The 24,520-nt window shown below is 31.6% G+C and carries 25 protein-coding genes; 2 read left to right on the top strand and 23 right to left on the bottom strand.

Annotated features, from left to right (window positions below):
- Positions 1-28 precede the first annotated feature (28 nt).
- From hypE to JOC70_RS02330, 17 genes are all read right to left on the bottom strand, one after another.
- The gene (hypE, locus tag JOC70_RS02410; protein ID WP_204597299.1) at positions 29-1,033 is read right to left on the bottom strand and encodes a hydrogenase expression/formation protein HypE; all 1,005 of its coding nucleotides are present in this window, start codon (positions 1,031-1,033) and stop codon (positions 29-31) included.
- A 12-nt stretch (positions 1,034-1,045) separates the two neighbouring features.
- Positions 1,046-2,134, bottom strand: a complete 1,089-nt coding sequence (gene hypD, locus JOC70_RS02405) for a hydrogenase formation protein HypD (RefSeq protein ID WP_204597298.1) — start codon at positions 2,132-2,134, stop codon at positions 1,046-1,048.
- Between the two features lie 16 nt (positions 2,135-2,150).
- Positions 2,151-2,369 carry a HypC/HybG/HupF family hydrogenase formation chaperone gene (locus tag JOC70_RS02400; protein ID WP_204597297.1) on the bottom strand — a complete coding sequence of 73 codons (219 nt, stop codon included), beginning with the start codon at positions 2,367-2,369 and terminating at the stop codon, positions 2,151-2,153.
- Positions 2,370-2,372: 3 nt separating this feature from the next.
- Positions 2,373-4,643, bottom strand: a complete 2,271-nt coding sequence (gene hypF / locus JOC70_RS02395; protein ID WP_204597296.1) for a carbamoyltransferase HypF — start codon at positions 4,641-4,643, stop codon at positions 2,373-2,375.
- Positions 4,627-5,370 carry a twin-arginine translocase subunit TatC gene (gene tatC / locus JOC70_RS02390; protein ID WP_204597295.1) on the bottom strand — a complete coding sequence of 248 codons (744 nt, stop codon included), beginning with the start codon at positions 5,368-5,370 and terminating at the stop codon, positions 4,627-4,629. Before tatC ends, hypF begins: the two co-directional genes overlap by 17 nt.
- A 33-nt stretch (positions 5,371-5,403) precedes the next feature.
- Positions 5,404-5,571 carry a twin-arginine translocase TatA/TatE family subunit gene (locus JOC70_RS02385; protein ID WP_204597294.1) on the bottom strand — a complete coding sequence of 56 codons (168 nt, stop codon included), beginning with the start codon at positions 5,569-5,571 and terminating at the stop codon, positions 5,404-5,406.
- A complete protein-coding gene (gene hypB / locus JOC70_RS02380) occupies positions 5,571-6,236 on the bottom strand; it encodes a hydrogenase nickel incorporation protein HypB (protein ID WP_204597293.1) in 666 nt (221 codons plus the stop codon). Before hypB ends, JOC70_RS02385 begins: the two co-directional genes overlap by 1 nt.
- Position 6,237: 1 nt before the next feature.
- Positions 6,238-6,561, bottom strand: a complete 324-nt coding sequence (locus tag JOC70_RS02375; RefSeq protein ID WP_207755211.1) for a hydrogenase maturation nickel metallochaperone HypA/HybF — start codon at positions 6,559-6,561, stop codon at positions 6,238-6,240.
- A 10-nt stretch (positions 6,562-6,571) separates the two neighbouring features.
- On the bottom strand, positions 6,572-7,042 hold the full coding sequence (locus tag JOC70_RS02370; RefSeq protein ID WP_204597291.1) for a hydrogenase maturation protease: 471 nt from the start codon (positions 7,040-7,042) through the stop codon (positions 6,572-6,574).
- Positions 7,042-8,478: a nickel-dependent hydrogenase large subunit gene (locus tag JOC70_RS02365; protein ID WP_204597290.1), complete on the bottom strand. Its 1,437-nt coding sequence runs from the start codon at positions 8,476-8,478 to the stop codon at positions 7,042-7,044. The genes JOC70_RS02370 and JOC70_RS02365 overlap by 1 nt, the downstream gene beginning before the upstream one ends.
- 21 nt (positions 8,479-8,499) lie before the next feature.
- Complete coding sequence (locus tag JOC70_RS02360) at positions 8,500-9,399, bottom strand: hydrogenase small subunit (RefSeq protein ID WP_204597289.1); 900 nt, start codon at positions 9,397-9,399, stop codon at positions 8,500-8,502.
- Between the two features lie 397 nt (positions 9,400-9,796).
- Complete coding sequence (locus tag JOC70_RS02355; RefSeq protein ID WP_204597288.1) at positions 9,797-10,111, bottom strand: carboxymuconolactone decarboxylase family protein; 315 nt, start codon at positions 10,109-10,111, stop codon at positions 9,797-9,799.
- A gap of 26 nt (positions 10,112-10,137) precedes the next feature.
- Positions 10,138-10,374, bottom strand: coding sequence for a zinc ribbon domain-containing protein (locus tag JOC70_RS02350; protein WP_204597287.1), 237 nt, complete (start codon positions 10,372-10,374; stop codon positions 10,138-10,140).
- 1 nt (position 10,375) lies between these two features.
- The gene (locus JOC70_RS02345) at positions 10,376-10,978 is read right to left on the bottom strand and encodes a TetR/AcrR family transcriptional regulator (protein WP_204597286.1); all 603 of its coding nucleotides are present in this window, start codon (positions 10,976-10,978) and stop codon (positions 10,376-10,378) included.
- 243 nt (positions 10,979-11,221) lie between these two features.
- Complete coding sequence (locus JOC70_RS02340) at positions 11,222-11,827, bottom strand: methyltransferase family protein (RefSeq protein WP_204597285.1); 606 nt, start codon at positions 11,825-11,827, stop codon at positions 11,222-11,224.
- 41 nt (positions 11,828-11,868) lie between these two features.
- Entirely contained in the window at positions 11,869-14,331 is a 2,463-nt protein-coding gene (locus tag JOC70_RS02335; protein WP_204597284.1) for a heavy metal translocating P-type ATPase, read from the bottom strand.
- A gap of 321 nt (positions 14,332-14,652) precedes the next feature.
- On the bottom strand, positions 14,653-15,243 hold the full coding sequence (locus JOC70_RS02330; RefSeq protein ID WP_243429043.1) for a TetR/AcrR family transcriptional regulator: 591 nt from the start codon (positions 15,241-15,243) through the stop codon (positions 14,653-14,655).
- Positions 15,244-15,511: 268 nt separating this feature from the next.
- Between JOC70_RS02330 and JOC70_RS02325 the strand changes: the two genes are divergently transcribed.
- Positions 15,512-17,494 carry an oxidoreductase gene (locus JOC70_RS02325; protein ID WP_204597282.1) on the top strand — a complete coding sequence of 661 codons (1,983 nt, stop codon included), beginning with the start codon at positions 15,512-15,514 and terminating at the stop codon, positions 17,492-17,494.
- A 244-nt stretch (positions 17,495-17,738) separates the two neighbouring features.
- Here JOC70_RS02325 and JOC70_RS02320 read toward each other — a convergent pair whose 3' ends face one another.
- The 3 genes from JOC70_RS02320 to purB all read right to left on the bottom strand — a co-directional run bounded on the left by JOC70_RS02320 (position 17,739) and on the right by purB (position 22,147).
- Entirely contained in the window at positions 17,739-19,436 is a 1,698-nt protein-coding gene (locus tag JOC70_RS02320; RefSeq protein ID WP_204597281.1) for a methyl-accepting chemotaxis protein, read from the bottom strand.
- Between the two features lie 324 nt (positions 19,437-19,760).
- Positions 19,761-20,414, bottom strand: coding sequence for an aspartate/glutamate racemase family protein (locus JOC70_RS02315; protein ID WP_243429020.1), 654 nt, complete (start codon positions 20,412-20,414; stop codon positions 19,761-19,763).
- Positions 20,415-20,716: 302 nt separating this feature from the next.
- Positions 20,717-22,147, bottom strand: a complete 1,431-nt coding sequence (gene purB, locus JOC70_RS02310) for an adenylosuccinate lyase (protein ID WP_204597280.1) — start codon at positions 22,145-22,147, stop codon at positions 20,717-20,719.
- Positions 22,148-22,326: 179 nt separating this feature from the next.
- On the opposite strand from purB, the gene JOC70_RS02305 reads away from it, so the two are divergent.
- The gene (locus JOC70_RS02305; RefSeq protein WP_204597279.1) at positions 22,327-22,545 is read left to right on the top strand and encodes a DUF378 domain-containing protein; all 219 of its coding nucleotides are present in this window, start codon (positions 22,327-22,329) and stop codon (positions 22,543-22,545) included.
- 32 nt (positions 22,546-22,577) lie between these two features.
- Here JOC70_RS02305 and JOC70_RS02300 read toward each other — a convergent pair whose 3' ends face one another.
- The 3 genes from JOC70_RS02300 to JOC70_RS02290 all read right to left on the bottom strand — a co-directional run bounded on the left by JOC70_RS02300 (position 22,578) and on the right by JOC70_RS02290 (position 24,511).
- Positions 22,578-22,835 (bottom strand): HPr family phosphocarrier protein, encoded by a 258-nt coding sequence (locus tag JOC70_RS02300; RefSeq protein WP_035307678.1) that lies wholly within the window; start codon positions 22,833-22,835, stop codon positions 22,578-22,580.
- 82 nt (positions 22,836-22,917) lie between these two features.
- Entirely contained in the window at positions 22,918-24,111 is a 1,194-nt protein-coding gene (locus JOC70_RS02295) for a pyridoxal phosphate-dependent aminotransferase (protein ID WP_204597278.1), read from the bottom strand.
- Positions 24,112-24,250: 139 nt separating this feature from the next.
- Positions 24,251-24,511, bottom strand: a complete 261-nt coding sequence (locus JOC70_RS02290; protein WP_027623485.1) for a stage V sporulation protein S — start codon at positions 24,509-24,511, stop codon at positions 24,251-24,253.
- Positions 24,512-24,520: the final 9 nt, after the last annotated feature.

The following is a 24,520-nucleotide window of genomic DNA, read 5'->3' as shown; positions in this document are numbered from 1 at the left end:
TCCTAAATTAAATTTAATTTTGGAAATATTAACATATTCGAGGAAGCAGTTCTCCTACTGGCATATTTAAAATTCTTGTTCCACCTATTTCTGTTTTTAAATAAACTACAGCATTATTATCTTCTATTACTTCTCCAATGATTTGTGCTTCTTTACCCATTGGATCTTTCTTCATAATTTCAAGAACTTTTTCCGAATCCTCTTCTGCAACTATTAATACTACTTTTCCTTCATTGGCAATATATAAAGGTTCAAAGCCCAAAATTTCACACATACTAGCAACTTCTTCTTTCACTGGTAATGCTTGTTCATATAGTAAGATGCTATTGGGACTTTCATTTACAAATTCATTTAGTGTAGTTGCAAGCCCACCCCTTGTTGGATCACGGAGTACTCTCACATTGCTACTTTTGCTCAAAATCTTTTTAATAAGTTTATTTAAAAGTCCACAATCACTTTTTACTGAAACATCAAAATCTAAATTTTTTCTTTTTGACATGATACATATACCATGGTCTCCTAGAGTCCCGCTTACTATAACTTTATCTCCTGGCTTAATGTTTTCTGAACTTAAATATTTTTCATCTTTAATAACACCTATTCCAGTTGTATTTATATAAATCTTATCTGCATTTCCCTTCTCAACAACCTTCGTATCTCCTGCTACAATTTTCACATTAGCTTTTCTTGCTGTAGCAGCAATAGACTTAACAACCTTCTCTAATTCTTTTATTTTCAAGCCTTCTTGTATAATAAATCCTACAGTTATGTATAGCGGTGTTGCTCCACTCATTGCAAGATCATTTACCGTACCGCATACAGATAGCTTTCCAATATCTCCACCGTTGAAAAATATAGGATTTATTACAAAAGAATCCGTGGATACAGCTATTCTACCATCTATATTGGGTAATACAGATGAATCATTTTTTTGAAGTAAAATATCATTATTAAAATATTTATAAAAAAGCTCTTCTATAAGCTTATTAGTAGCTTTACCCCCGCTTCCATGGGATAATGTTATAATACTCATAACTACACCTCATTATTTTATATTTTTATACTTATAATAAGCTGCACAGGTTCCTTCTTCTGAAACCATACAAGCTCCTATAGGATTTAAGGGATTACATACCTTTGAAAATAACTTACAATCGTGTGGAGTATTTTTACCTTTAAGTATTTCTCCACACAAGCACCCTTTAAGAGACTTAGTCTCTTTGACCTTTATATCTAGTTTTTTTTCTGCATCAAATAAACTGTATTTATCTTTTAATCTAAGACCTGTATCCTCTATCTTTCCCAGACCTCGCCAATTACTGTCGCATACTTTCATAATATTATCTATAGTCTCTAGCGCCTTCTCATTTCCTTCATACTTCACAAGTCTTCCATATACATTTTTTACTTCACTAACATTATTTTGTATCATTACTAAAAGTTCGTATAGTCCCATTGCAATATCTCCTGCTTCAAAGCCTGCAACCACTGCTGGTATTCCAAATTCCTCTGCTAAAAATTCATAAGGTTTAGCTCCAATAATTGTACTTACATGACCTGGACATAAAAATCCATCTATTTTTAATTCTTTGTCAAGCACCAATTGCTTCATAACTGCAGGCATAGTTTTTATTGACTGTAAAACAGAATAATTTTTTATATTTTCTCTATGAGCTATCTCAACACTTAAAGCAATTGCAGGCGCAGTGGTTTCAAAACCCACCCCTAAGAAAACAACCTCTTTATGAGGATTTTCTTTTGCAATCTGGACTACATCTAAAGGGGAAAACACCATCCTTATATCTCTTCCCAATGCCTTTTCCTTTTGGAGAGAACTCTTGTTTCCAGGTACCTTCATCATGTCCCCAAAGGTAGTAATAATGATATCTTCATTGTTAGAAAGCTCAATAACAGAATCAATATACCCCTGTGAGGTAACACATACTGGACATCCTGGGCCTGAAATAAGCTTTATATTTTGAGGTAATAAATCTCTTATACCGCTTCTAAAAATAGACATAGTATGAGTGCCGCATACCTCCATAATGGTAATTTCTTTATTTGAATTTTTAGCGATTTTTTTAATCATATTCTTAACAAAAGCTGGATCTCTAAATTCTTTTACATATTTCATTAGCGTCACCTCAACACTAGTTATCTTCAGCTAGTATTTTAAATATTTCTAGAGTTCTTTCTGCTTCTTCCTTGTCAATCTTTTGAACAGCGCATCCTGCATGAAGAAGAACATAGTCTCCAACATTTACATCACTAACTAAGTCTATATTAACTAGCTTTTTTACTCCGCCAAAATTAACTAAAGCATTATGTCCTATTATTTCTACTACTTCTGTTGGAACTGCTACACACATACATCATTCCTCCATATTTTTCTCTTTGTAATTTGCAATTACAAGTTGCCCAATTGATATTCCACCATCATTACATGGTATATCCTTGTGTATATAAACTTTAAAGTTATTTTCTATTAATTTTTCATATAGTCTCTTTAAAAGAATTTCATTTTGAAACACTCCGCCACTTAATGCTACTGAGTTTATTTTATGCTTACTTCTTATAAGCTTAGTCATCTCCAAAGTAAAAGCTATTACTGTATTATGAAATCTTTTAGCTATAATACTTTTATTAATGTTCTTAGCAATATCTTCAACAATACTTTTTATAATATTATCTGTATTTACCACATAAGTTTCATTTACAAAATTTATCTCGTAATTATATATTCCACTTTCACGCTCATCACATATTGCTTCCAAATTTATAGCTGCTTCTCCTTCAAAGCTCACTTTCATTTTAAGATTTATCAATGCAGATATAGCATCAAAAAATCTTCCCATGCTCGAAGTCTCAATAGAATTTATATTGCTTCTAAGCATAGTAAGTATAATTTTTATGTTTTTTTCAGGTATACTTGTAAAAATGCTTGTATTAACTTCATCTCTATAGGTCTTAAATAAGTAACCAAGAGCCATTTTCCATGGTTCTTTAACTGCGGAATCCCCTCCAGGCATTTTTACGTAATTTAAATGACCTGCTCTTTCAAAGCCTTCATAATTACAAACTAAGAATTCGCCACCCCATATTTTGCCGTCAGTTCCGAAGCCCGTTCCATCAAAAGCTATCCCAATAACCTTCTCATTAATTTTATTTTCTATCATACAGCTTACTAGGTGAGCGTGATGATGCTGCACCGGTATTTTCTTCCCTTCATCCTTCTTTGCAAAGTTTGAAAGAAGTAAATCCGGATGCATATCATAAGCTATAATCTCTGGCTTTATATTGTATAAATTCTTAAAGTGCTTTACATTATATTCATAATTTTTATAAGCCTCTAAGTTATCCATATCACCCATATGCTGACTCAAAAAAGCAAATTGCTCCTTAGATATACAGAAGGCATTTTTTAAATGTGACCCATATGCTAGTGTTTCTTTGATATCAGTAATTTTTATTGGCATTGGTGCATATCCACGTGAACGTCTTATTATTCTTTCTTCACCTAGTATAACTCTTGCCACTGAATCATCTATAGGTACATGTATATCTCTGTTATTCAGCAAAAAACAATCTACAATATCTCCTAGTTTTTCAACTGCTTCTTCATTCTTATATACTATAGGAAGTCCACTTACATTTGCACTTGTCATAACCAAAACGTCTATATTATCATCAAATAAAAGATGATGAAGCGGTGTATATGGAAGCATAACTCCAAGTCTGTTATTGTTTGGTGCTATAGTAAAAGGTAGTATATTATCTTTTACATCTAAAAGAAGTATAGGTCTTTTAATCCCTTTAAGCGTATTTTCTTCTATTTCATTTACTAAACAATACTGTTTTACAGTATCAATATCCTTCATCATAAGTGCAAAAGGTTTTGAAGGTCTTGATTTTCGCTCTCTTAAGAGCTTAATAGTCCCTTCATTTTTACCATCACATGCAATGTGCAGTCCACCTAGCCCTTTTATTGCTATAATTTTTCCTTCTTTAATTAAGTTTTTAGTCTCTTCTATTGGATCTTGAGTAGTAATTTCATTTCCATATCTATCTGTAAGATATACCCTTGGTCCACAGCTTTCACATGCATTAGGTTGCGCATGAAATCTCCTATCTCTAGGGTTTTCATATTCCTCGTTACAGTGAGGACACATATTAAATTTTTCCATTGTAGTCATAGGTCTATCGTAAGGTAATTTTTTTATGATTGAGAATCTAGGACCGCAATTAGTACAGTTAGTAAATGGATAATGAAATCTTTTATCTTTACTATTCATTATCTCCATTTCACATTCCTTACAAGTAGCCACATCTGGAGATATTAGTGTAATGACTCTATCATTATCATCGCTTTTTTCTATAGAGAATTCTTTGTAATTTCTTACTTCTCTATGCTCTATAGCAATATTATTTATCTTAGAAAGTGGAGGCGCTTCATTTCTCAATGTATGTAAGAATAGTTCAATGCTGTTTGGAGTCCCTTCAAGATCTATGTACACACCTTCTGATGTATTCTTTACCCAGCCTTTTAATTCATTGTCCATCGCAGTATTATACACAAAAGGCCTAAACCCCACCCCTTGAACTATTCCTGTAACTACAACATATTTTCTACATATATCCTTCATTTTTTCTCCTTCTTACAAATAGCCTATTGTGTAAATACATTACTATTAAACTTACCTCAAACAACAAAATTAAAGGTAAAGATACCGCTAAAAGTGTAAATGCATCTGGGGTAGGTGTAAGAATTGCAGTTATAATTACAATCATTAGCAAAGCATATTTTCTTTTTTTAGCAAGCATTTCATAATTTATTACCCCAAACTTTGTAAGAAGCAGCATTACCATTGGCATTTCAAAGATTGCTCCAATAGCCACGGTAAGTAAAATTACAAAGGAAAAATATTTCCCTACAGATAGCATTGGTTTCATCTGTTCATTGCCAAAGCTCATAAGGTATTTTAATGTTGTAGGAAGTATACATATAAAACAAAAATATATACCTCCCAGAAATAAGCCTACTATAAATGGCAGACTTAAAAATGTAATTACTTTTTCCTTTTTATACATAGCAGGTGAGATAAATAATAGAGTTTGCAAAAATATAATTGGAGAAGATACTACTATTCCACCAAACACTGCAACCATTAACTTAGTTACAAAACCTTCAATTGGAGTAATAAAAACCAAATCAATATCGCCTAAAGGCTCCTTTAACAATGCTGTAATTTCTTCTGATTTCATATATGATAAAATTGAGAATATTACTATGAATGCTACACAAATTAATATTCTTTTTCTAAGTTCATCCAAATGTTCTATTATTGACATCTCTTCCAATTCATTAGGCACTTATCTCACCTTCTTTTTCTTTATTTTAATTTTTTATTGTGCATCCCCGTCTATATCTTTTGTAATTTCTTTAGTAGCTTTTTTGAATTCTTTAATGGAATTTCCTAATGCTCTACCTATGTCTGGCAATTTCTTAGGGCCGAATACTACAAGTGCTATAACTAAAATTATTATTAATTCTGGTAATCCTAAACTAGGCATTATATATTCCTCCTTTTGTCTTTAATTTTTTCTTTGAAAAATGTAGATAATTTATTAATTCCTTCTCCAGTTCTACATGATATCTCAAATATCTTTATATTTTCATTTAGGGATTTAATATCATTATATAATTCATCCATTGAAAAATTAGTATGTTCTATTAAATCAATCTTGTTTACAATCAAAATCTCTGATTTTTGGAACATTGAAGGATATTTTAAAGGCTTATCATTTCCTTCTGTTATGCTTAAGACAGTTACTTTCATATCTTCACTTAAATCATAAGATGCCGGACAAACCAAATTCCCTACGTTTTCAATTATAAGAAAATCCACATCTTTAATTTCTATGTATTTTATTGCTTCCTCTATCATTGAGGCATCTAAGTGGCATCCTCCACCTGTATTAACCTGTATAACCTGTACTCCTTGATTTTCTATTCTTTCAGCATCCTTAGTAGTGTATAAATCCCCTTCAATAACCGTCATATTAACTTCAGCTTTTAAGCTTTTTATAATTTGTTCTAATACAGAGGTTTTACCAGCTCCTGGAGAGCCTAACATATTAATTGAAAATATCCCTTTTTGAGAAAATGCCTCTCTATTTTTTTTTGCAATTTCATCATTTGACTTAAGAATATCCTTTTTAACTAAAATCTGCTTCATTCTAATCTCCCTCTATTTCATTTAATAATAATTCATATCCAGAAACTACGTTGTTACTAAATATCCCACAATCAGGGCATATTTTATTAGTAAAGGCAATTTTAAATACTTGTCCGCATCGGCCGCATTTAGCAGTTGCTTTTACCCTATCAATTAAAAGTTCTGCCCCTTCAGCTTTAGTATTCTTTGAAAAAGCTTCAAAAGCAAACCTCAAAGCTCCCTCTTCAACACAAGTAAACTCGCCTATTTGCAGTACTACTTTATTTACTTTTTTAAGCTTATGTTCATCTACATTATCAGTTATAATTTCAAATATTCCTTCCATTATGGAAACTTCATGCACAATCCTCACCTATCTTATTTTTTATTTCTTCTTTAACAATTTTAATTATGCTGGGTAATTCATTTTTTATTGTAAATGATAATTCCATATCGTAAAAAATTTCTTCTGGCTCTATACCTATTATTGTTACCTTCGGAAAATATCCCATTAAATTTGCTTGTTTTATAATATCCAAAACCTGAACATCATGCAGAGAAGAATTAGTCTTAATAAAGCTTCCAAGTTCTTGAGGTGTGATTTTATAGATTGTTCCTGGGTCATGTCCACCTTTTAAACTATCAATTATAATTATTTCATTGTTTTCAATAAAGTAACTTAGTAAATCAAAGGTAGATGTACCTCCATCAATAAAGCTAGCATCACAAATAGCATCTTCCTTAATTAATTCATTAATTGTGTGAATCCCTATCCCATCATCTCTTAAAAGTATATTACCAATTCCTATCACTGCCATTTTTTTCATCAAAATACTCCTTTTGGACTTGGCGTAGAAACTACAAATTTTGCTTTAACATTCTTCTCTGGATCCATTACGTGAATTGAGCATCCAGTACATGGATCAAAAGAATGAACAATTCTAAGTAACTCTATTGGCTGGTTAATATCTTGAATCGTAACACCCACTAATGCTTGTTCTAATGCCCCCATTTGACCAAAATCATCTCTAGGAGAAACATTCCAGCATGTAGGTGTTACTATTTGATAATTCGTTACCCTTTGACTTGAGAATCCAACCCAGTGTCCCAATGCCCCTCTTGGCGCTTCTGTTAATCCAACACCTATTCCTGAAGTAGGGAGACCTAATTGTGTGTATACACTTTGTGTGGTTGAGACTGAATTAATCCAACTAATCATTTGTTGTGCTAATTTCTTAGTTTCAAGCCCTCTAGCCATATGTCTGTCCATTACAGAAATGCCTCTTGTATATTCTTTATTCATGAACATTCTAGCAAGTGGTCCAACTTCATAGGCTTCTGCATTGTATCTTGGAGCCTTTAACCAAGAATATGCCCCAGCTTTACCGTAATAAGGCTCTGTTTTGCCAATAGAAGGATGCTTATCTCCTGAATCTGTTGTATACCATGAACAACCAGCATATTCTTTTATCTTAGTAATATCTATAGCACTGTATGTACCATTTTTATAAATACCAGATTTAAATAAAGTGTTTCCGGTAGCATCTAAATCAAACGCTCCGTATGTAAGTAAATTCCCACTACCTTTTCCTATGCTATAATAGTCACTATATTTTGATGCAATTAAATTTAAATCGCTCATATATTCGTTATCAATAAATGCTTTTACCTCATTGAGATATGCTTTGTATTTTGAAATATTCTCAGCTGTTGGTTTCTGAGTCACTCCACCAGGAACTATTGACATTACATGTGGTATTTTCCCTGCAAATACCGCAGTCATCTCATGTGCTTTTCTTCTTATGTCTAATGCTTTAATGTAGTTATTTATTATAGCGCTATTTTCTGCATCACTTAATCTAAAGTCTATATTATATCCAGGCGTCCAAGGACTTTGAGTTGGTCCCTTAGCATAGTCTAGTAGTGCTAAATGATAAAAGTGTAAAATATGATCTGATAAATAATTTCCACTTTGAATAAGATTTCTTAATAATATAGCATTAAATGTAGGTTTAAATTTAAAAGAATCTTCTATAGCTTTTACTGAAGCTATTGCATGACTTACTGGGCAAAGTCCGCAAATTCTTTGTGTTATATGTATTGCATCTCTTGGATCTCTGCCTGTTAATATTTTTTCAAAACCTCTAAACATATTTCCTGTACTATGTGCATTTATAACTTTGTTAGTGCTATCTACCTCAACTTCTATTTTCAAATGCCCTTCTAGTCTTGTTACCGGATCTATTTTTATTATAGTTGCCATCTTCAATCACCCCCGATGAAATTACACAAATTTATAAATTGGATTAGCAAGAAAATCTTTACTTGAACATGCAATACAATGATGTCCGGCGCCAATACACCAATTTACTTTATTGTTCCATTGTCTAAGTGGACAATTATTATATGTTTGCGGGCCCTTACATCCCTGACTTTTATAGCATCCAAACTCACCTAGTTGTTTTGCTCCAGAAGTTCCACGTCTAGGACACATACTGTGTACACTGGACTTATAATAAGCTGTTGGTCGTCCCTCTGAATCTAACGCAGGCATACCATATAGCAAAAGGTCTATTATGGTTTTCGTCAATGTATACGGATGCACTGGACATCCTGGAAGATTAATTATTTTATTTTTTGTTTGTCCATATAAAATTTCAGTATCTAATTTTTTAATAACTGCAGGATTTGCTCCTAATTTAGGAACCCCACCATATGTTGCACAGGTACCCGCTGCGATAACATAGCTTGCTTTTGGCCCTAATTGCTTTACTGCATCAAGCATTGTCCATGGCCTTCCGTCTTTCTCTCCTAAAACGCAATACATTCCATTGTTAGCGGTAGGTACTGCCCCTTCAACTATTAATACAAATCTACCATCATATTGAGCTACAGTATTATTAATAGATGTTATTGCCATATCTCCTGCAGCAGCCATTAAATTGTGATGATACTTCATACTAATTTTATTAATTAATAAATCCTCTACCGTTGTTCCTTCCACTGAGTTTAGTAATGAAATTGAACAACCTGAACATCCTGATCCTTGAAGCCATATCACAGGTGGGGTTGTTTCAGCCGCTAAGACTACACTTTCTAATCTATCTAATTCTAATTTAGTTACTCCTAATGCTGCTGCAGATGCTGTACACCATTTTAAGAAAGACCTTCTGGATATTTTCATTTCACTCTTCTCCCCTTGCTGTTATGTAATTATAAAGACGTTATCAACTTATAGATTTCATGATATGTTTTATATAATTTCACACTTGATAAATTAATAAAATTTATAGTTGAAACAATCCCACAGGTGATATTGATAGTGATAGTGATATTGATATTCATTATCAATATCACTATATATTACATTTGTGCCTCTGTCAATATTTATTTTCTCTTAATTTGAGATATTCTTATGGTTAAATTTTACATAGGGTCAATTTCATAATAACCCCTATTATCTTAGCTTCTTTGGATTTGCAGCGTGGGTTGAAAAACTATAACATCCATCATTATAAATATAAAAAAAGTCTCTACCATATAGGTAAAGACTCTAATAATTAATTTATATATTTAATAGTCTATTCATCAAATGCTTGTAATGCTATGGGAAGGGCCTTTAGAACAGTATTACCGGCAGCAGGGAGGCCAATTAAAACTGCACTCTTGATTTCATCTCTGGTTGCTCCTTGCTCTTTTGCCACTTTCACATGAAATGGTATACCGCTTTCAAGTCCTACTGCCGCCATAACTGCTATATATGCAATCTCTTCTGTCTTTTTGTCTAGGCTGCTTGCCACGTCCAGCTTTTGAACTACTTCCATCCATGCTTTTGAATGCTCTGGAGCCTCCTGTAAAAAAACTTGAAACGCATTGCTTACATTATTTGTATCCATAAAATCAACTCCTCATTTTTATCTAATTACTCTTTCCACGCTGGGAGCTTGGCCAACAGCCCCTTTGCTGACTTTCGTGCCACGTTATCATCCAATCCTTGAGTCTTAACAATGAATCTACTCATTGAATCTAGCTTTTCCTCATATGACTGCATTGTGCCATCTGGTCTTGCACAATGGACGCAATAATCTTTTTCCTCATCCCCCATAGCAAAATCAGTCTTAGTTTTCATTGGCATTCCGCAAGCTATACATATCTTCATCTTATTTATCCCCTTTCTTTAACATAATTAAATTCATATAATGCTCTACTAGTTGCTGACTATACCTCTTCAAAACCGAACTTCCAGGTGCAAACAAATCTCCATTAATTAAATAGTAATGAATTAAACCAATCCAAGTATTAAACAGTAAATCAACTGGCATTTTGCGTATTTTAGAAGTTTCAATCTCATGCTCTGCAACTTCAATAATATGAAATGAAATAGTCGATTGAATCATAATCAAAGAGTTCCGTGCACTTTCGTGCAGTAAACGACTTTCTGAAATCAATCGAGTATAAAAATCCTCATATTCACCGATTCCTTTAAGATGTGCTTCAAGGGTCTCTTTCATACCATAATGACTATTAACTAGTTCATGCAAGCGACTAGTAATACGTGTGCCAAACTCCTCAATCACTTCATCCAAAAGAATCTCACGTGTTGGAAAATGTGCAAATACAGTGCCATGGGATACTTTTGCTACATGTGCAATATCCAATGTACGCGTTGTAGTCAAACCATTTTTCCCGAATTCATCTAATGCTGCATCAATAATATTTTTTTTTGTTTGGATCTTTTGCTTCTGCCTTTGTGATTCCGACATTTGATCGACTCCTAACTCATTGAGTTTATACTCAGTGTAATTCTTTTCTTATCATTTGTCAACTAAAATATTACATAATTCTCCAAATAAAGTTTAGCACCGTAATTAGTCAAAAGTATGTAAAATATCTTTATCTAAACTTTATTCAAAAAATCAATAGAAAAAGTATAGTAATTTTTATATTACTATACTTTCTATATACAAAAAGATGTATAACTCTATACTCTTAGGCCTATAACTCTCTCAAAGTACCAAGTATCTTGATGTCTTATTTGCATATTCATTATATTCCTTTTTAAACACTTGTTTCATATGCTTTTCTTCTTGAAGTATTTGCAAGTGAAGACCAATAATAACTAATATAGCCAACGCAATTGTTATAAGATTTGCATGAGTAACTGCTGTTCCAATAAACATCAAATCCATTCCAACAAAAGCTGGGTTTCTACTATATCTGTAAAGACCTGATGTCACAAGTTCCGTTTTTGTGGACTTATCTATACCTGCTCTCCATGAAGTTTTCAGAAATACCATAGCCAGTATAAAAAATGAAACTCCAATCAGAGTAATAATCAGTCCAAAAAAACTTGTTCCAAAACTTTCATATAGTCTAACAAACCACTTTTCTGCAAATACTGGAATCAAAGCATCAACTGCCCAGATTCCAAGTCCTGCAAAAGTTACTGCTTTCAAACATTTTTCAATAACCAGAGTTTTTTTGAGTTTTATTCCTTTTCCAAAAACATCAGCTTTAATATTGTTTTTCTTAGCTAATATTATTAGCTTACTTATATATGAAATCCCAAATATACATAGTAATGCAAATGAACCAATATCAATTAATTTCATAATCAACCCCACCGAAAAAATTGCTTTTTACTACCTTGCTTTTAATCATTTTTCATAGCTCTCATAGCATTTAAAACTGCAAGCAATGCTACTCCAACATCACCAAATACCGCTTCCCACATAGTTCCCATTCCTAATGCAATAAGCACTAATAAAATAAGCTTAATACCTAAAGCAAAGACTATATTTTGCATTACTATAGTTCGGGTTTTCTTTGCTATTTTTATAGCGGAAGCAATTTTTAATGGCTCGTCGGTCATTATAACTACATCAGCAGCTTCAATTGCAGCATCAGATCCTACTCCCCCCATTGCTATCCCTATATCCGCCCTAGCTAAAACTGGAGCATCATTTATTCCATCACCTACAAATATTAACTTACCCCTTGGTGATTTTTCTTTGTCTAGTAATTCTACCTTTGCAACCTTTTGATCTGGTAGTAACTCAGTATAAACTTCATCTAATCCTAACTGCTTTGCAACTTTAGTTCCCACTGTATTGTTATCACCTGTGAGCATTACTGTTTTCTTAACTCCAAGAGCTTTTAGAGCCTTAATTGCTTTTGCTGAATCTTCTTTAACTTCATCAGATATTACTATATATCCTGCATATTCCTTGTTTATAGCAACATGAACTACGGTACCAACAGTTTCAACCTTATTATATTGTATATTTTCTTCATCCATTAATTTATAGTTTCCAGCTAAAATCTCTTTTCCCAGAGCTTTAACCTTAACACCATGGCCTGATAGCTCTTCGTAGTTATGAACTGAATCTTTATCAATTTCCTTATCATAAGCTCTTAATATAGAAGTAGCTATTGGGTGATTGGAATAACTTTCTGCATGGGCCGCAAAACCTATAAGCTCATCTTTGGAAATGTTATTTTGTGGCTTTACATCTGTTACCTTAAACACACCTTTTGTAAGTGTTCCAGTTTTATCAAATACAACAATTTCGACATTATTTAAAGCTTCCAGGTAATTCCCGCCCTTAACAAGTATTCCATTCTTTGAAGCTCCACCTATACCTCCAAAGAAACCAAGTGGTATAGATACAACTAGAGCACATGGACAAGATACTACTAGGAATGATAAAGCTCTATATATCCACTGTGAAAATGTTGCTCCTTCTATAACTAGCGGTGGTATTACAGCTAATGCTATTGCTGAGAAAACAACAGCTGGTGTATAGTATCTAGCAAATTTTGTTATAAAGTTTTCTGTAGGGGCTTTCTTACTGCTTGCATTTTGAACTAAGTCCAGTATTTTGGCAACAGTGGAGTCTCCAAATTCTTTTTCTACTTTAATTGTTAGAAGTCCATTTTTATTAATAACTCCACCTAAAATAATATCTCCTATCCCTACTTCTCTAGGTACTGATTCACCAGTTAAAGCGGAGGTATCTATCATAGATCTACCCTCCATTACTTTTCCATCTAGTGGAACTTTCTCTCCTGGTTTTACAACAATAACATCTCCTACGCTAACTTCTTCCGGTGTTACTTTTTTAATATCATTCCCTATCTTTAAATTAGCAAAATCCGGTCTTATATCCATTAAAGCTGCAATAGATTTTCTTGAACGATTAACAGCCATATCTTGGAACATCTCTCCTAGCTGATAAAAAAGCATAACTGCTACCCCTTCTGGATATTGTCCAATAGCAAACGCTCCAATAGTTGCTATACCCATAAGAAAGTTTTCATCAAATACTTGCCCATTTCTTATATTTTTTATCGCCCTTAAAATAACCTCTCCACCTACAAGTACATAGCTTATAAAAAAGAGGATCAATTCAGTAACATTGGATAAATTCATAGTAGTTGCTATTGCAAAAATTACTGCACTAAAGGCAAACCTAATTATTTCACCTTTATTACTTTCTTCTTGTTCTTGCTCATGAGTTTTATTTTGTGACATCTTACTTTTATTTTCAATCTCAATAACTTTAACATCAGGCTCTATTCTATGAACTATATTTGTTACCTTATCCATAATTTCATTTGTTCTAGAGGGATGGCCAATCTCCATAATAAGCTTAGTGGAAACGAAGTCCACAACTGCAGATTTGACACCATCTATATTATTAGCTTCTCTTTCAATTTTACCAGCACAGTTTGCACAACAAAGTCCTTCGAGAAATATTTCTTTTTTAAAAACCGTATTTGAGTGCTTTTCTTTTACTTTAACATGGGATTCAATCTTATTAACTATCTCATTAGTTGCTGCGATTAGTTCTTGTGCTTTATTCATTTCTTCAATCTCTATAGTTAGAGTTTTAGTTATGAAGTTAACATTAGCTAAATTAATTCCTTTTATTTTACTAACATTCTCTTCTATCTTGGACGCACAATGGGCACAATCTAGCCCCTCTAGAAGAAATTCCTTCTTAACTTTATTGTTATTTACTACATCCTTCTTTACCCTATTGTCACTTTTGTTAATATTCTTAGCTGATAATTTTAAATTATTATTATCAGATTTTTTAACTATTCTTTTCATAATCTTGCTCCTCCAATATTAATTTGTGCTTTCATTTATATGAATTAAATCTTATACAACATCTAATCTATAAGTAGCTTATGTAAATAATAAAGTATTTTTATTGCATCAAATGAACATATGAATAATCATTCATATAATATATTATATTCCCTATGCCCATATATGTCAATAAAACTTATTAAATATTTATAAAACAAATAAAACAGAAATGATTCAAGGTATGTCGCTTATATCTTTTATATATTCTCTAATAATTAAGGACCTATAAAATTAGATAAAGATTTTATAGGTCCTTTCATATAATATTACATCTTGCTATTAAATTTCATAAGATTTTAGATAATTAGAAATCATATGTTTTGCTTCGTAAATAATATCTGACTTTCCTTCACAGACGCACCAATGATAAAGGATTCCTCTTGAAATAATCAAGATTTCCTGTGCTAACTCCACTGCAAAAATATTATTTTGAAGCTCTCCATTATCCTGTGCACATTGAATTAAATAACAAAGACCACTTGGCAATCCCCTGTCCATGGATAAAAAAAATTCATTACCATCTGTAACCTGTGCCTTATATAATTGTGTAATGCAGTCGCAACCAATATCAATTGCATACTGCATTTGATGAACAATATAATCAATGATTTTATCACAATAAGAATTAGAAAGCTTTAATAAAGATGGAAGAATATTTTCGGAAAAATAAGCATCACATATTGAATATAGCTCAATAATAATTCCTGATTTATTTTTAAAATGATGATAAAATGTACCAACAGAAACTCCTGATTTTTCGCAAATGTGAATTATTTTAACATTATCGTATCCATGTTCTTTAATTAATTTTACTGAAATATTATATATTTTTTCTTTTGTTTTAATAGCTTGTTTTTGACGATTTGTCATTTTTTCCACAATATCAGTCCTTTTTTATAGATTCGTTTAATTATATCATATTAAATGTTTTTCTGACATTATAAACAGAATTCCAAGATTATACTAAATATTATGATAATATTGGAAATAAGAGATATTGTAAGCTTAAGGTATCTATTCTGCTTGAAGAAAGGTATTTTACAAAGTTTATATTTGATTAGTGGATGCAATATTGTTATGATTTTAACATAATCAATTCATAGAATCGATTCAATTAAAATTCAAAGGAGGAATTTTCATGAATAAGTATCAAAAACTTTTTGAGCCTATTACAGTTGGTAAGCTAAAACTAAAAAATAGAATTTCCATGGCTCCCATGGGATTGGTTTTCTATGCTGATACAAATGGCGGATTTAATGAAAATGCCCAAAACTACTATATAGAACGTGCTAAAGGCGGTACAGGTTTAATTATTACTGGTATCTGCAACATAGATTATAATGAAATGACGGATTTGATAATGCCATGTCCAACTTACAGGCCAGCTTTATTTGGACAATCTGTTGGATCCATGATTGAAAGAGTTCATGCCTATGATTCTAAAATAATTATGCAGCTTACCGGTGGTTTGGGACGTTCTGCAATTCCAGGATTGGTAAAGACGCATATCGCTCCTTCAGTTAATGAGAATCGCTTTGAGCCAGAGATCATTCATCGTGAAATGACAATTGATGAAATCCATACTTTGATTGATAATTTTATAAAATCTGCAGCAATTGCAAAAAAGAGCGGTTTTGATGGAGTTGAAATTCATGCGGTACATGAAGGTTACTTGCTCGATCAATTTGCTATCAGTTTTTATAATAAACGTACTGATGAATACGGCGGGGATTTAAGAGCAAGATTAAAAGTTGCAACTGATATTGTAAAAGGCATCAAACAGGTCTGTGGTAAAGATTTCCCAGTATCTTTACGTTTTAGCGTCAAATCTTTTATCAAGGCTCTTCGTCAAGGTATTCTTCCAGGAGAAGAATGCGAAGAACAAGGAAAGGATTTAGAAGAAGGCTTGGCTGCTGCTAAAATTTTAGCTGAAGCTGGTTATGATATGTTCAATGTTGATGCAGGAACCTATGATTCCTGGTATTGGAATCATCCCCCAATGTACTTTGAAAAAGGAATGTACCGTGAATTCGGACGAGCTATGAAAAAAGCTGTTGATATTCCTGTGATTCTTGCAGGTAGAATGGATGATCCTAATATTGCATTAGATGCATTGAATGGATGTTGCGATATTGTTTCTTATGGACGTCCACTACTTGCTGACCCTTACCTTCCAGAAAAAATTCGTACCGGTAATTTTGAAGATATTCGTCCTTGCCTTTCCTGTCATGATGGATGTATGGGAAGAATTGCCACAGGCTCCCCTTTATCCTGCGCAGTAAATCCTGCTTGTGGCAGAGAGAACAGTTATGGCTTGAGCAAAACAGATGCATCTAAAAAAGTGTTGATAATTGGTGGTGGCTTAGCTGGTATGGAATGCGCACGTGTCTGCAGCATTCGTGGCCATAAAGTAACCTTAGTTGAAAAATGTTGTCATTTGGGCGGCAATATTATTCCAGGTAGTGTCCCCAATTTTAAAGTAGACGATAGATCACTTATCAAATGGTATGAAACTCAGCTAGAAAAGCTTAATATCAACATTGTTATGAATACTTCAGTTGACAAAACATATGTAGATGAATTTGATGCAGATGTAATAGTAGTTGCAACTGGTGCACATCCAATCAACATTGATTTTGGAAGTGAAAATAACGTATATACCGCAAGTGATGTGCTAATGGATGTATCAAAAGCAGGCAAAGAAATCGTAGTTGTTGGAGGTGGACTAGTAGGCTGTGAAACAGCTTTATGGCTAGCACAAATGGGTAAAAAAGTAAGTGTTGTTGAAGTGCAGAGTGACATTCTTGGTGGGCCTCACGGAATGCCGATGATGAATTACTCTATGTTAGTCGAACTACTAGCATTCCATAATGTAGATGTATATAAAAATACTAAAGTTAAAAAAGTAACCAAGAATGTAGTTATTGTTAACAATGCTGAAGAACAAAAAGAAATCCCTGCAGATACTATTATAACCGCTGTTGGCTATAGTCAAAACAATGCGCTATACAACAGTTTAAGCGATAGTGGTAAAGTCATCCATAACATTGGTGATTCCAGAGAGGTACACAATATCATGAACGCAATTTGGAATGGTTATGAAGTAGGTAGGGGTATTTAATTTATGAACTCAAAGATTATAAGTATATAATAAAACGTACTCTATTATTAAGAACAATTTAAAAAAGGCTATTAATCATCTTCTTGATGATTAATAGCCTTTTTAAATTCCTATCAACCAAAGAATAAAATAAATAGATTCTCTTTTTCAAGATAACCCATATTGTTGAATAAGCAGCATCAGCTACTATATTGATTTATAGATTTCTAAACAATATTTGCGTTTTTAGTATCCATTCTAGACTCTATACTTTAAACTTTCTAACCATATTACTTAAATTTTTCACGAGATCTGCCTGCTCTTTAGAAGCTTCAACTACTTTCTCTATACCTAATGCAGTTTCATTTATATTATTTAATATTTCATCAGAATTTGCTGCTGATTCTTCAGCTGTTGCAGAAACATTTTGAATAGCATTACTTACTTCTTCTATAGTTTCAAGTACAACTTTAGAGGAACCTAATACTTGTTTTGTTATATTATTTATGAAAACTGAATCTTTTTCATACTGTATTCCTGTTTCTACTAAAAGCTCATAATCTAATTTTACTTGGCTATTTATAAATGTTAATACTTTTTCAGCACTATCCGAAAGATTTGAAAAGGCATCTTCCACTTGTCTTACCACTTCTTGTATCTTTGATGCTGTAGTAGAAGATTGATCGGCAAGTTTTCTTACCTCATCTGCAACCACAGCAAATCCTTTTCCATGTTCTCCAGCCCTTGCTGCTTCTATTGCAGCATTTAATGATAATAAATTTGTTTGGGATGCAATATTGGCAATAGCTTGTGACATATCTCTAATTTCTGTAACAACTTTTCCTGCTTCGATAGCTTGTCTAATATCCAATAAATTATCATCATTTACTTTGCTTGCAACTAAAAGTGCACTTTCCCCTTTATTTTTCACAGTAATTGCCCTCTCTTGAATCTCTACAGCTGATTTGGTACCGTCATTTGCCTTATTAGTTAGATCATTTGTATTAAGTTCAATTTCTTGAGAAGATGCACTAATTTCTTCTATAGTAGCGCTTAAATCTTCTGAAGCTTTTGCAACTTGATGTGCAGACTCAAATATGCTTTCCATCTTAACAGAGATTTCTTCAGTAGTGTACATTAGATGTTGGGATGAATTAACAACTTTATCTGTTGTATTTGTCACTTCTCTAATTAGAGCTTGTAGATTCCCTACCATTTTATTATACCCACTTGCTATTTGACCTATCTCATCTTTACTATCTATATTTAATCGTACTGTTAAATCACCCTCATTATTTGCAAGCTCTTCAAGTTTATCAGAAACCTTTGATAATCCTAAAATCTTTTTATACATTATTGTAAAAACGCCTAGTATAAAGGTAGTAAGAATTATTATTAAGATAATAGTAATAATCATAGCTATATCTAGCTTTTGTTTGGCTAACTCAGTTTCATTTTTCACCCTGGTATTCATTTTATTCTGAAATTCATTCATTGGATCTGTAATGATTTCTTTATTTGAATCATAATTGCTATCAAACATTAATACCCTTGCCTTTTGAAAATCACCATTGGATACTGCTTTCATAGCTGTATCTTCTGTCTTAATTAATGCATCTGAATTTTGTTTTGCTTTTTCTATTAAATTTAATTCGTCCTTTGGAGCATTTAATTCTTTTAATCTTTGAACAACTTTATCACGAGTTCTTATTTCATTAACCTCTTTCCAATAATTATCATAGTGTTTCTTTTCACCGAATTGAACATATATTCTTGCTTCATTTGTTAAATAATCTGATGCATTTACTAAATCAATTCCTAATTGTTTAGATTCTGCCTGTATTATTGTAGCTTCTCGTTCGTTTTTAAAACAGATGTTTAAATAATATACACTGCTTCCTACTAAAACTGATAATATTAAAAATATTACTGCAGATAATTTCAAAAACTTAGATATTCGCATTTTATTTCCCCCTCAAATAAAATTTAGAAATTGCTTAGCATAATTTAATTAATTTTCGTTACATTATATTTAAAGTTTATAGTTTTTTGAAAATTATATATTTTATTTAAATTATTCCATTATAAGTTTTCTACTCTTACTATGTTTCTTTAACAAAAATGCATTGATTCAGGAATATTTTTTCCCAAAACCAATGCATTAAACATTTTATTATAAAATTCTAAGGGTATTCTATTTATGATTTCTAATACACTCTATATTATTATATTTTGAATATAAATAAGGTTAATTTAATAACAAAACTCTTCATTTTAATCCATAACATTAAACATTACATATTATTTTGTACATTAATTCTGCAGGATCAAGAATGGGAACAGATGCATATTTTTTCAACTCATTATATAAATAAGGAAAATGAGTACATCCAAGAATAACTACATCTACTTTTATAAAGTTAAAAAACTCCATTACATTTCTAAGTGCAAACTTTTTAACTATTTTTTCAGCAGATACACCCTTTTCTATTTCCGTAACTACAGGAAGCATTCCTATTCCAATAACATTACAATTAGGGCTTACGCTTTGTATAGCCTTTTCAATACCTGCAGAACTTTGATTATTAGCTGTAATCACTCCAATATTTTCATATTCAGAAGCAATGTTTTTATAAACAGTAAGGGGGGTAATTATCCTTATATTCTCCTCCACGGATAACTTATCCATATCAACTGCTGCACTTAAAGAATTACAATATATAATTATTGTGTCAATACCTTCATATTTTATTTTATTTATTATTCTTCTAATACTACTAGTAAGTTCAATTGGAGATAATATTTGAAGTTTAGACTGTTCTTCAGAACATAAAGATACAGGATATCCTAGTGCATTAACCCCTTTTGAAACTAAAAATTCCACTCCCATTTCAGTGTCTACAGGAGTTCCTGCAATTACTCCAACCTTTATACTATTCAAAGATATCACTCCTTCATAAACTTATTTAAGATATTTTATTTTCACTTCATTTGAATATCTTCATTAATTATATTCTTTATAATGCTGTAGTATGTTAACTCCAATAGCTTCATATTGTTTGTATTTTGAAATTATAAGAAATATATCTCTAAAATTTATGATTTTATAATATTTTTTAGTTTACATTTAAATTCCATTTACATAATATTTATTATGACTACTTAATTCTATCAATAATCTATTTTATAAAAATAAGTAGGTTCTCTTTAATGAGAACCTACTTATTTTTATTATTTTCCTATTTAAACTTGAATATGAGCTTGTAATCCTAACAACTTTTCATTATCTTTTAATATTGGTTTAACTACTTCTTCAACAAAATCTATTACCTGAGAAGGCGCCCTTCCAACAAACTTATTAGGATCTACTGAGCTTAATATTTCTTCCTTAGTTAAATTAAAGAACGAATCATTTGCTATTCTGTCTAAAAGATCGTTGTTTAATCCTTCAGATTTTACTCTATGTGCAGCTTCCATAGAATGTGTTCTTATTTTTTCGTGTAATTCTTGTCTGTCTCCACCTTTTTTCACACATTCCATTATTATATTTTCAGTTGCCATAAATGGTAGTTCATCATTAACATGTTTAGCTATAACTTTTTCATATACCACCATATTACTACTTACATTTAAGTATAAGTTAAGTACTCCATCTAAAGCTAAAAAAGCTTCTGGAACAGATATTCTTTTATTTGCAGAATCATCTAAAGTTCTTTCAAACCATTGGGTAGATGCAGTAATAGCAGGATTTAAAGCATCTACTATTATATATCTTGCAAGAGCCCCTATTCTTTCACATCTCATAGGATTTCTCTTATATGCCATTGCTGAAGATCCTATTTGATTTTTTTCAAATGGCTCTTCTACTTCTTTCATACTTTGAAGGAGTCTTATATCATTACTAAATTTATAAGCACTTTGCGCAACTTCTGATAAAGTGTTTAATACTATTGAATCCAATTTTCTTGGATAAGTTTGACCTGTAACTTTAAAAGCATCTTCAAATCCCATTTTTCTTGAAACCATTTTATCCAATGCTTTTACCTTATCTTCATTTTCATTAAATAACTCCATAAAACTTGCTTGAGTTCCTGTAGTACCTTTAACTCCTCTAAACCTCATCTTTTCTAACACAAACTCTATGTTCTCTAAATCTAAAACCAAATCTTGAATCCATAAAGTTGCTCTTTTCCCTACTGTTGTTAACTGGGCAGGTTGAAGATGAGTAAACCCTAATGTAGGCACATCCTTATATTTAACAGCAAACTTAGATAACTCATTAATTACATTTATTATTTTATTTTTTACTACTTTTAATGCTTCTTTCATTATGATTATATCAGTGTTATCACCAACATAGCAGCTAGTAGCTCCTAAATGTATAATCCCCTTTGCAGCAGGACATTGTACTCCATAGGCATATACATGGCTCATAACATCGTGTCTTACTTCTTTTTCTCTTTTTTCAGCAACCTCATAATTTATGTTATCAATATTTTTCTTTAATTCTTCTATTTGCTCATCGGTGATATTTAATCCTAGTTCTTTCTCGCTTTCCGCTAAAGCAACCCATAATTTTCTCCAAGTTTTAAATTTCATTTCATCTGAAAACAAATAACTCATTTCTTTAGATGAATATCTAGAGTTTAAGGGTGTATTATATGTATTTCTCATCTATTAACCTCCGAATATAAAAAGTTTTTTTTTATGATTTATTCATATTATAACATAATATTTATCTTTTTAACACTATATAGTTCGTATTTATTAATATAAAAATATGTTCTATTAAATAGTTCCTAATAATATAATCTATTAGGAACAAAAATTATATTTATTATAAGGAGGCAATTATGTACAAGTTTAATCTTTTTGACAAAATTGCATTTATATTAGTTATTATCGGCGCTCTTAATTGGGGACTATTAGGATTATTAAACTTTAACTTAGTTAGTGCAATCTTTGGAGAACCTGCAAACCTTTTATCTAGAATACTCTATATAATTGTTGGAGCTGCTGGCGTATATATCATATTATTACTAGTAAAAATAAAAAAATACTCAAGAACATAAATAAAAGGCGTAAGAACGCCTTTTATTATTTATTATTCCATTGTTTCTATTAATTTACTCACTTCTTCTACAGCTAAAGTTTCATCGTCACCAGATGCAGAAACAGTAATGTTTGCACCACTGGTAACAGCCAAAGAAAGTACTCCTATCAAACTTTTAACATTAGCTTTTTTCCCATTAAACTCAATATATACATCAGATTTAAAGGATGATGCCTTTTTTACGAGCAGCGTAGCTGGTCTAGCATGAAGTCCTGTAGAACTTTTTACAATTATATCTCTTGTTATCATTAGTATCACCTCTATATAAATTATAACCAATTCCTGCGTCAATTTCTACTTAGTATTCCATTAATTTAATAATTTATAAGTTTTATATACACTTTTTTATAAAGCTTTCTATTCTATTTAATCCTTCTTCTATATTTTCCATAGATGTTGCATAAGAAATTCGTATAAAACCATCTATTCCAAAAGCTTCTCCTGGAACAGCTGCAACCTTTCCTTTTTCTAAAAGCTTACTACAAAAATCTAAGGAATTTTCTATTGTTTCTCCTTCAACTGATTTCCCTATAATCTTTGATATATCTATGAATACATAAAAAGCACCTTTTGGTTCAATACAACTTATATTTTCTATACCATTTATTCTTGTAACTATATAATCTCTTCTTCTTTTAAATTCTTGTTTCATAACGTGTATAAACTCTTGAGTTCCTGCAAGTGCCTCTAATGAAGCATATTGAGCTATAGAATTCGGATTAGATGTAGTATGGCTTTGTATATTTGACATAAGTTTTACTATTTCTTCACTTGCTGCTGCATATCCTATTCTCCATCCAGTCATAGAATACGTTTTAGAAACTCCATTAATAACTATAGTTCTTCTATAAGCATCTTCACTTAAAGAAGCTATGCTTACATGCTCATCGTCACCATATATAAGTTTTTCATATATTTCATCAGAAATTATAATTAAATCATGTTCTTTTGCAAATTCAGCTAATTTAATTAGCTCTCCTTTTGTATAAATACTTCCTGTTGGATTGTTTGGACTGTTAATTATTATAGCTTTTGTCTTAGAAGTTATATATTGTTTTAAAGATTCAATGTCATACTTATAACTGTTTTCCTGACCTGTCTTTACAAATACAGGTACTCCATCAGAAAGCTTTATAAGCTCAGGGTAACTTACCCAATAAGGCGTAGCTATTAGCACTTCATCACCAGGATTTAATATAGCAAAAAATGCATTTGATAAACATTGCTTAGCTCCTGTTGATATTATTATTTGAGAAGATTTATACTGTAAGTTATTATCATTTTTAAATTTATTTATTATAGCTTCTTTTAGTTCATTAATTCCTGATGCTGGAGTATATTTGGTATATCCCTTTTCCATAGCTTCTATAGATGCATTTCGAATATTAGCTGGTGTATTGAAATCTGGTTCCCCTGCACCAAATCCTATTATATCTATACCTTGAGATTTTAATTCCTTAGCCTTGGCTGTTATAGCTAAAGTGATTGATGGTTCTATATTACTTGCTTTTTTTGATAAAATCATTTGAGCACCCCCACTATTTATATAATATATATAATATATAAAATTTCACCCAATTGCAATTTTATTTTATTATTTTATTAAAATTCACAAAAATAATAAAGGGATTAAACTTAACCCCTTTATAAAATAAATATATTAACTATCTTGGCTGAACTATAAGCTTAATAGCTGTTCTTTCTTCGCCATCAATTTCTATATCAGTAAAAGCTGGTATACATACTAAATCTATTCCACTTGGTGCTACAAATCCTCTCGCAATAGCTACAGATTTAATAGCTTGATTTAATGCTCCAGCTCCAATAGCCTGTATTTCTGCCCCTCCCTTTTCTCTTAAAACCCCTGCTAATGCTCCTGCAACTTTGTTTGGACTTGATTTTGCTGAAACTTTTAATACTTCCATAATAAACCT

Origin of the sequence: Clostridium pascui (assembly GCF_016908015.1) — a bacterium.
Taxonomy (GTDB): Bacteria; Bacillota; Clostridia; order Clostridiales; family Clostridiaceae; genus Clostridium_AK; species Clostridium_AK pascui.
The sequence above is the reverse complement of the archived record's forward strand: the minus strand, read 5'-3'. Positions and strand labels throughout refer to the sequence as shown.

Excerpts from the sequence above, each read along its gene's own strand:
- hypE (WP_204597299.1), bottom strand. The coding sequence starts at position 1,033 with ATGAGTATTATAACATTATCCCATGGAAGCGGGGGTAAAGCTACTAAT.
- hypD (WP_204597298.1), bottom strand. The coding sequence starts at position 2,134 with ATGAAATATGTAAAAGAATTTAGAGATCCAGCTTTTGTTAAGAATATG.
- JOC70_RS02400 (WP_204597297.1), bottom strand. The coding sequence starts at position 2,369 with ATGTGTGTAGCAGTTCCAACAGAAGTAGTAGAAATAATAGGACATAAT.
- hypF (WP_204597296.1), bottom strand. The coding sequence starts at position 4,643 with ATGAAGGATATATGTAGAAAATATGTTGTAGTTACAGGAATAGTTCAA.
- JOC70_RS02385 (WP_204597294.1), bottom strand. The coding sequence starts at position 5,571 with ATGCCTAGTTTAGGATTACCAGAATTAATAATAATTTTAGTTATAGCA.
- hypB (WP_204597293.1), bottom strand. The coding sequence starts at position 6,236 with ATGAAGCAGATTTTAGTTAAAAAGGATATTCTTAAGTCAAATGATGAA.
- JOC70_RS02375 (WP_207755211.1), bottom strand. The coding sequence starts at position 6,561 with ATGGAAGGAATATTTGAAATTATAACTGATAATGTAGATGAACATAAG.
- JOC70_RS02370 (WP_204597291.1), bottom strand. The coding sequence starts at position 7,042 with ATGAAAAAAATGGCAGTGATAGGAATTGGTAATATACTTTTAAGAGAT.
- JOC70_RS02365 (WP_204597290.1), bottom strand. The coding sequence starts at position 8,478 with ATGGCAACTATAATAAAAATAGATCCGGTAACAAGACTAGAAGGGCAT.
- JOC70_RS02360 (WP_204597289.1), bottom strand. The coding sequence starts at position 9,399 with ATGAAAATATCCAGAAGGTCTTTCTTAAAATGGTGTACAGCATCTGCA.
- JOC70_RS02355 (WP_204597288.1), bottom strand. The coding sequence starts at position 10,111 with ATGGATACAAATAATGTAAGCAATGCGTTTCAAGTTTTTTTACAGGAG.
- JOC70_RS02350 (WP_204597287.1), bottom strand. The coding sequence starts at position 10,374 with ATGAAGATATGTATAGCTTGCGGAATGCCAATGAAAACTAAGACTGAT.
- JOC70_RS02345 (WP_204597286.1), bottom strand. The coding sequence starts at position 10,978 with ATGTCGGAATCACAAAGGCAGAAGCAAAAGATCCAAACAAAAAAAAAT.
- JOC70_RS02340 (WP_204597285.1), bottom strand. The coding sequence starts at position 11,827 with ATGAAATTAATTGATATTGGTTCATTTGCATTACTATGTATATTTGGG.
- JOC70_RS02335 (WP_204597284.1), bottom strand. The coding sequence starts at position 14,331 with ATGAAAAGAATAGTTAAAAAATCTGATAATAATAATTTAAAATTATCA.
- JOC70_RS02330 (WP_243429043.1), bottom strand. The coding sequence starts at position 15,243 with ATGACAAATCGTCAAAAACAAGCTATTAAAACAAAAGAAAAAATATAT.
- JOC70_RS02325 (WP_204597282.1), top strand. The coding sequence starts at position 15,512 with ATGAATAAGTATCAAAAACTTTTTGAGCCTATTACAGTTGGTAAGCTA.
- JOC70_RS02320 (WP_204597281.1), bottom strand. The coding sequence starts at position 19,436 with ATGCGAATATCTAAGTTTTTGAAATTATCTGCAGTAATATTTTTAATA.
- purB (WP_204597280.1), bottom strand. The coding sequence starts at position 22,147 with ATGAGAAATACATATAATACACCCTTAAACTCTAGATATTCATCTAAA.
- JOC70_RS02305 (WP_204597279.1), top strand. The coding sequence starts at position 22,327 with ATGTACAAGTTTAATCTTTTTGACAAAATTGCATTTATATTAGTTATT.
- JOC70_RS02300 (WP_035307678.1), bottom strand. The coding sequence starts at position 22,835 with ATGATAACAAGAGATATAATTGTAAAAAGTTCTACAGGACTTCATGCT.
- JOC70_RS02295 (WP_204597278.1), bottom strand. The coding sequence starts at position 24,111 with ATGATTTTATCAAAAAAAGCAAGTAATATAGAACCATCAATCACTTTA.
- JOC70_RS02290 (WP_027623485.1), bottom strand. The coding sequence starts at position 24,511 with ATGGAAGTATTAAAAGTTTCAGCAAAATCAAGTCCAAACAAAGTTGCA.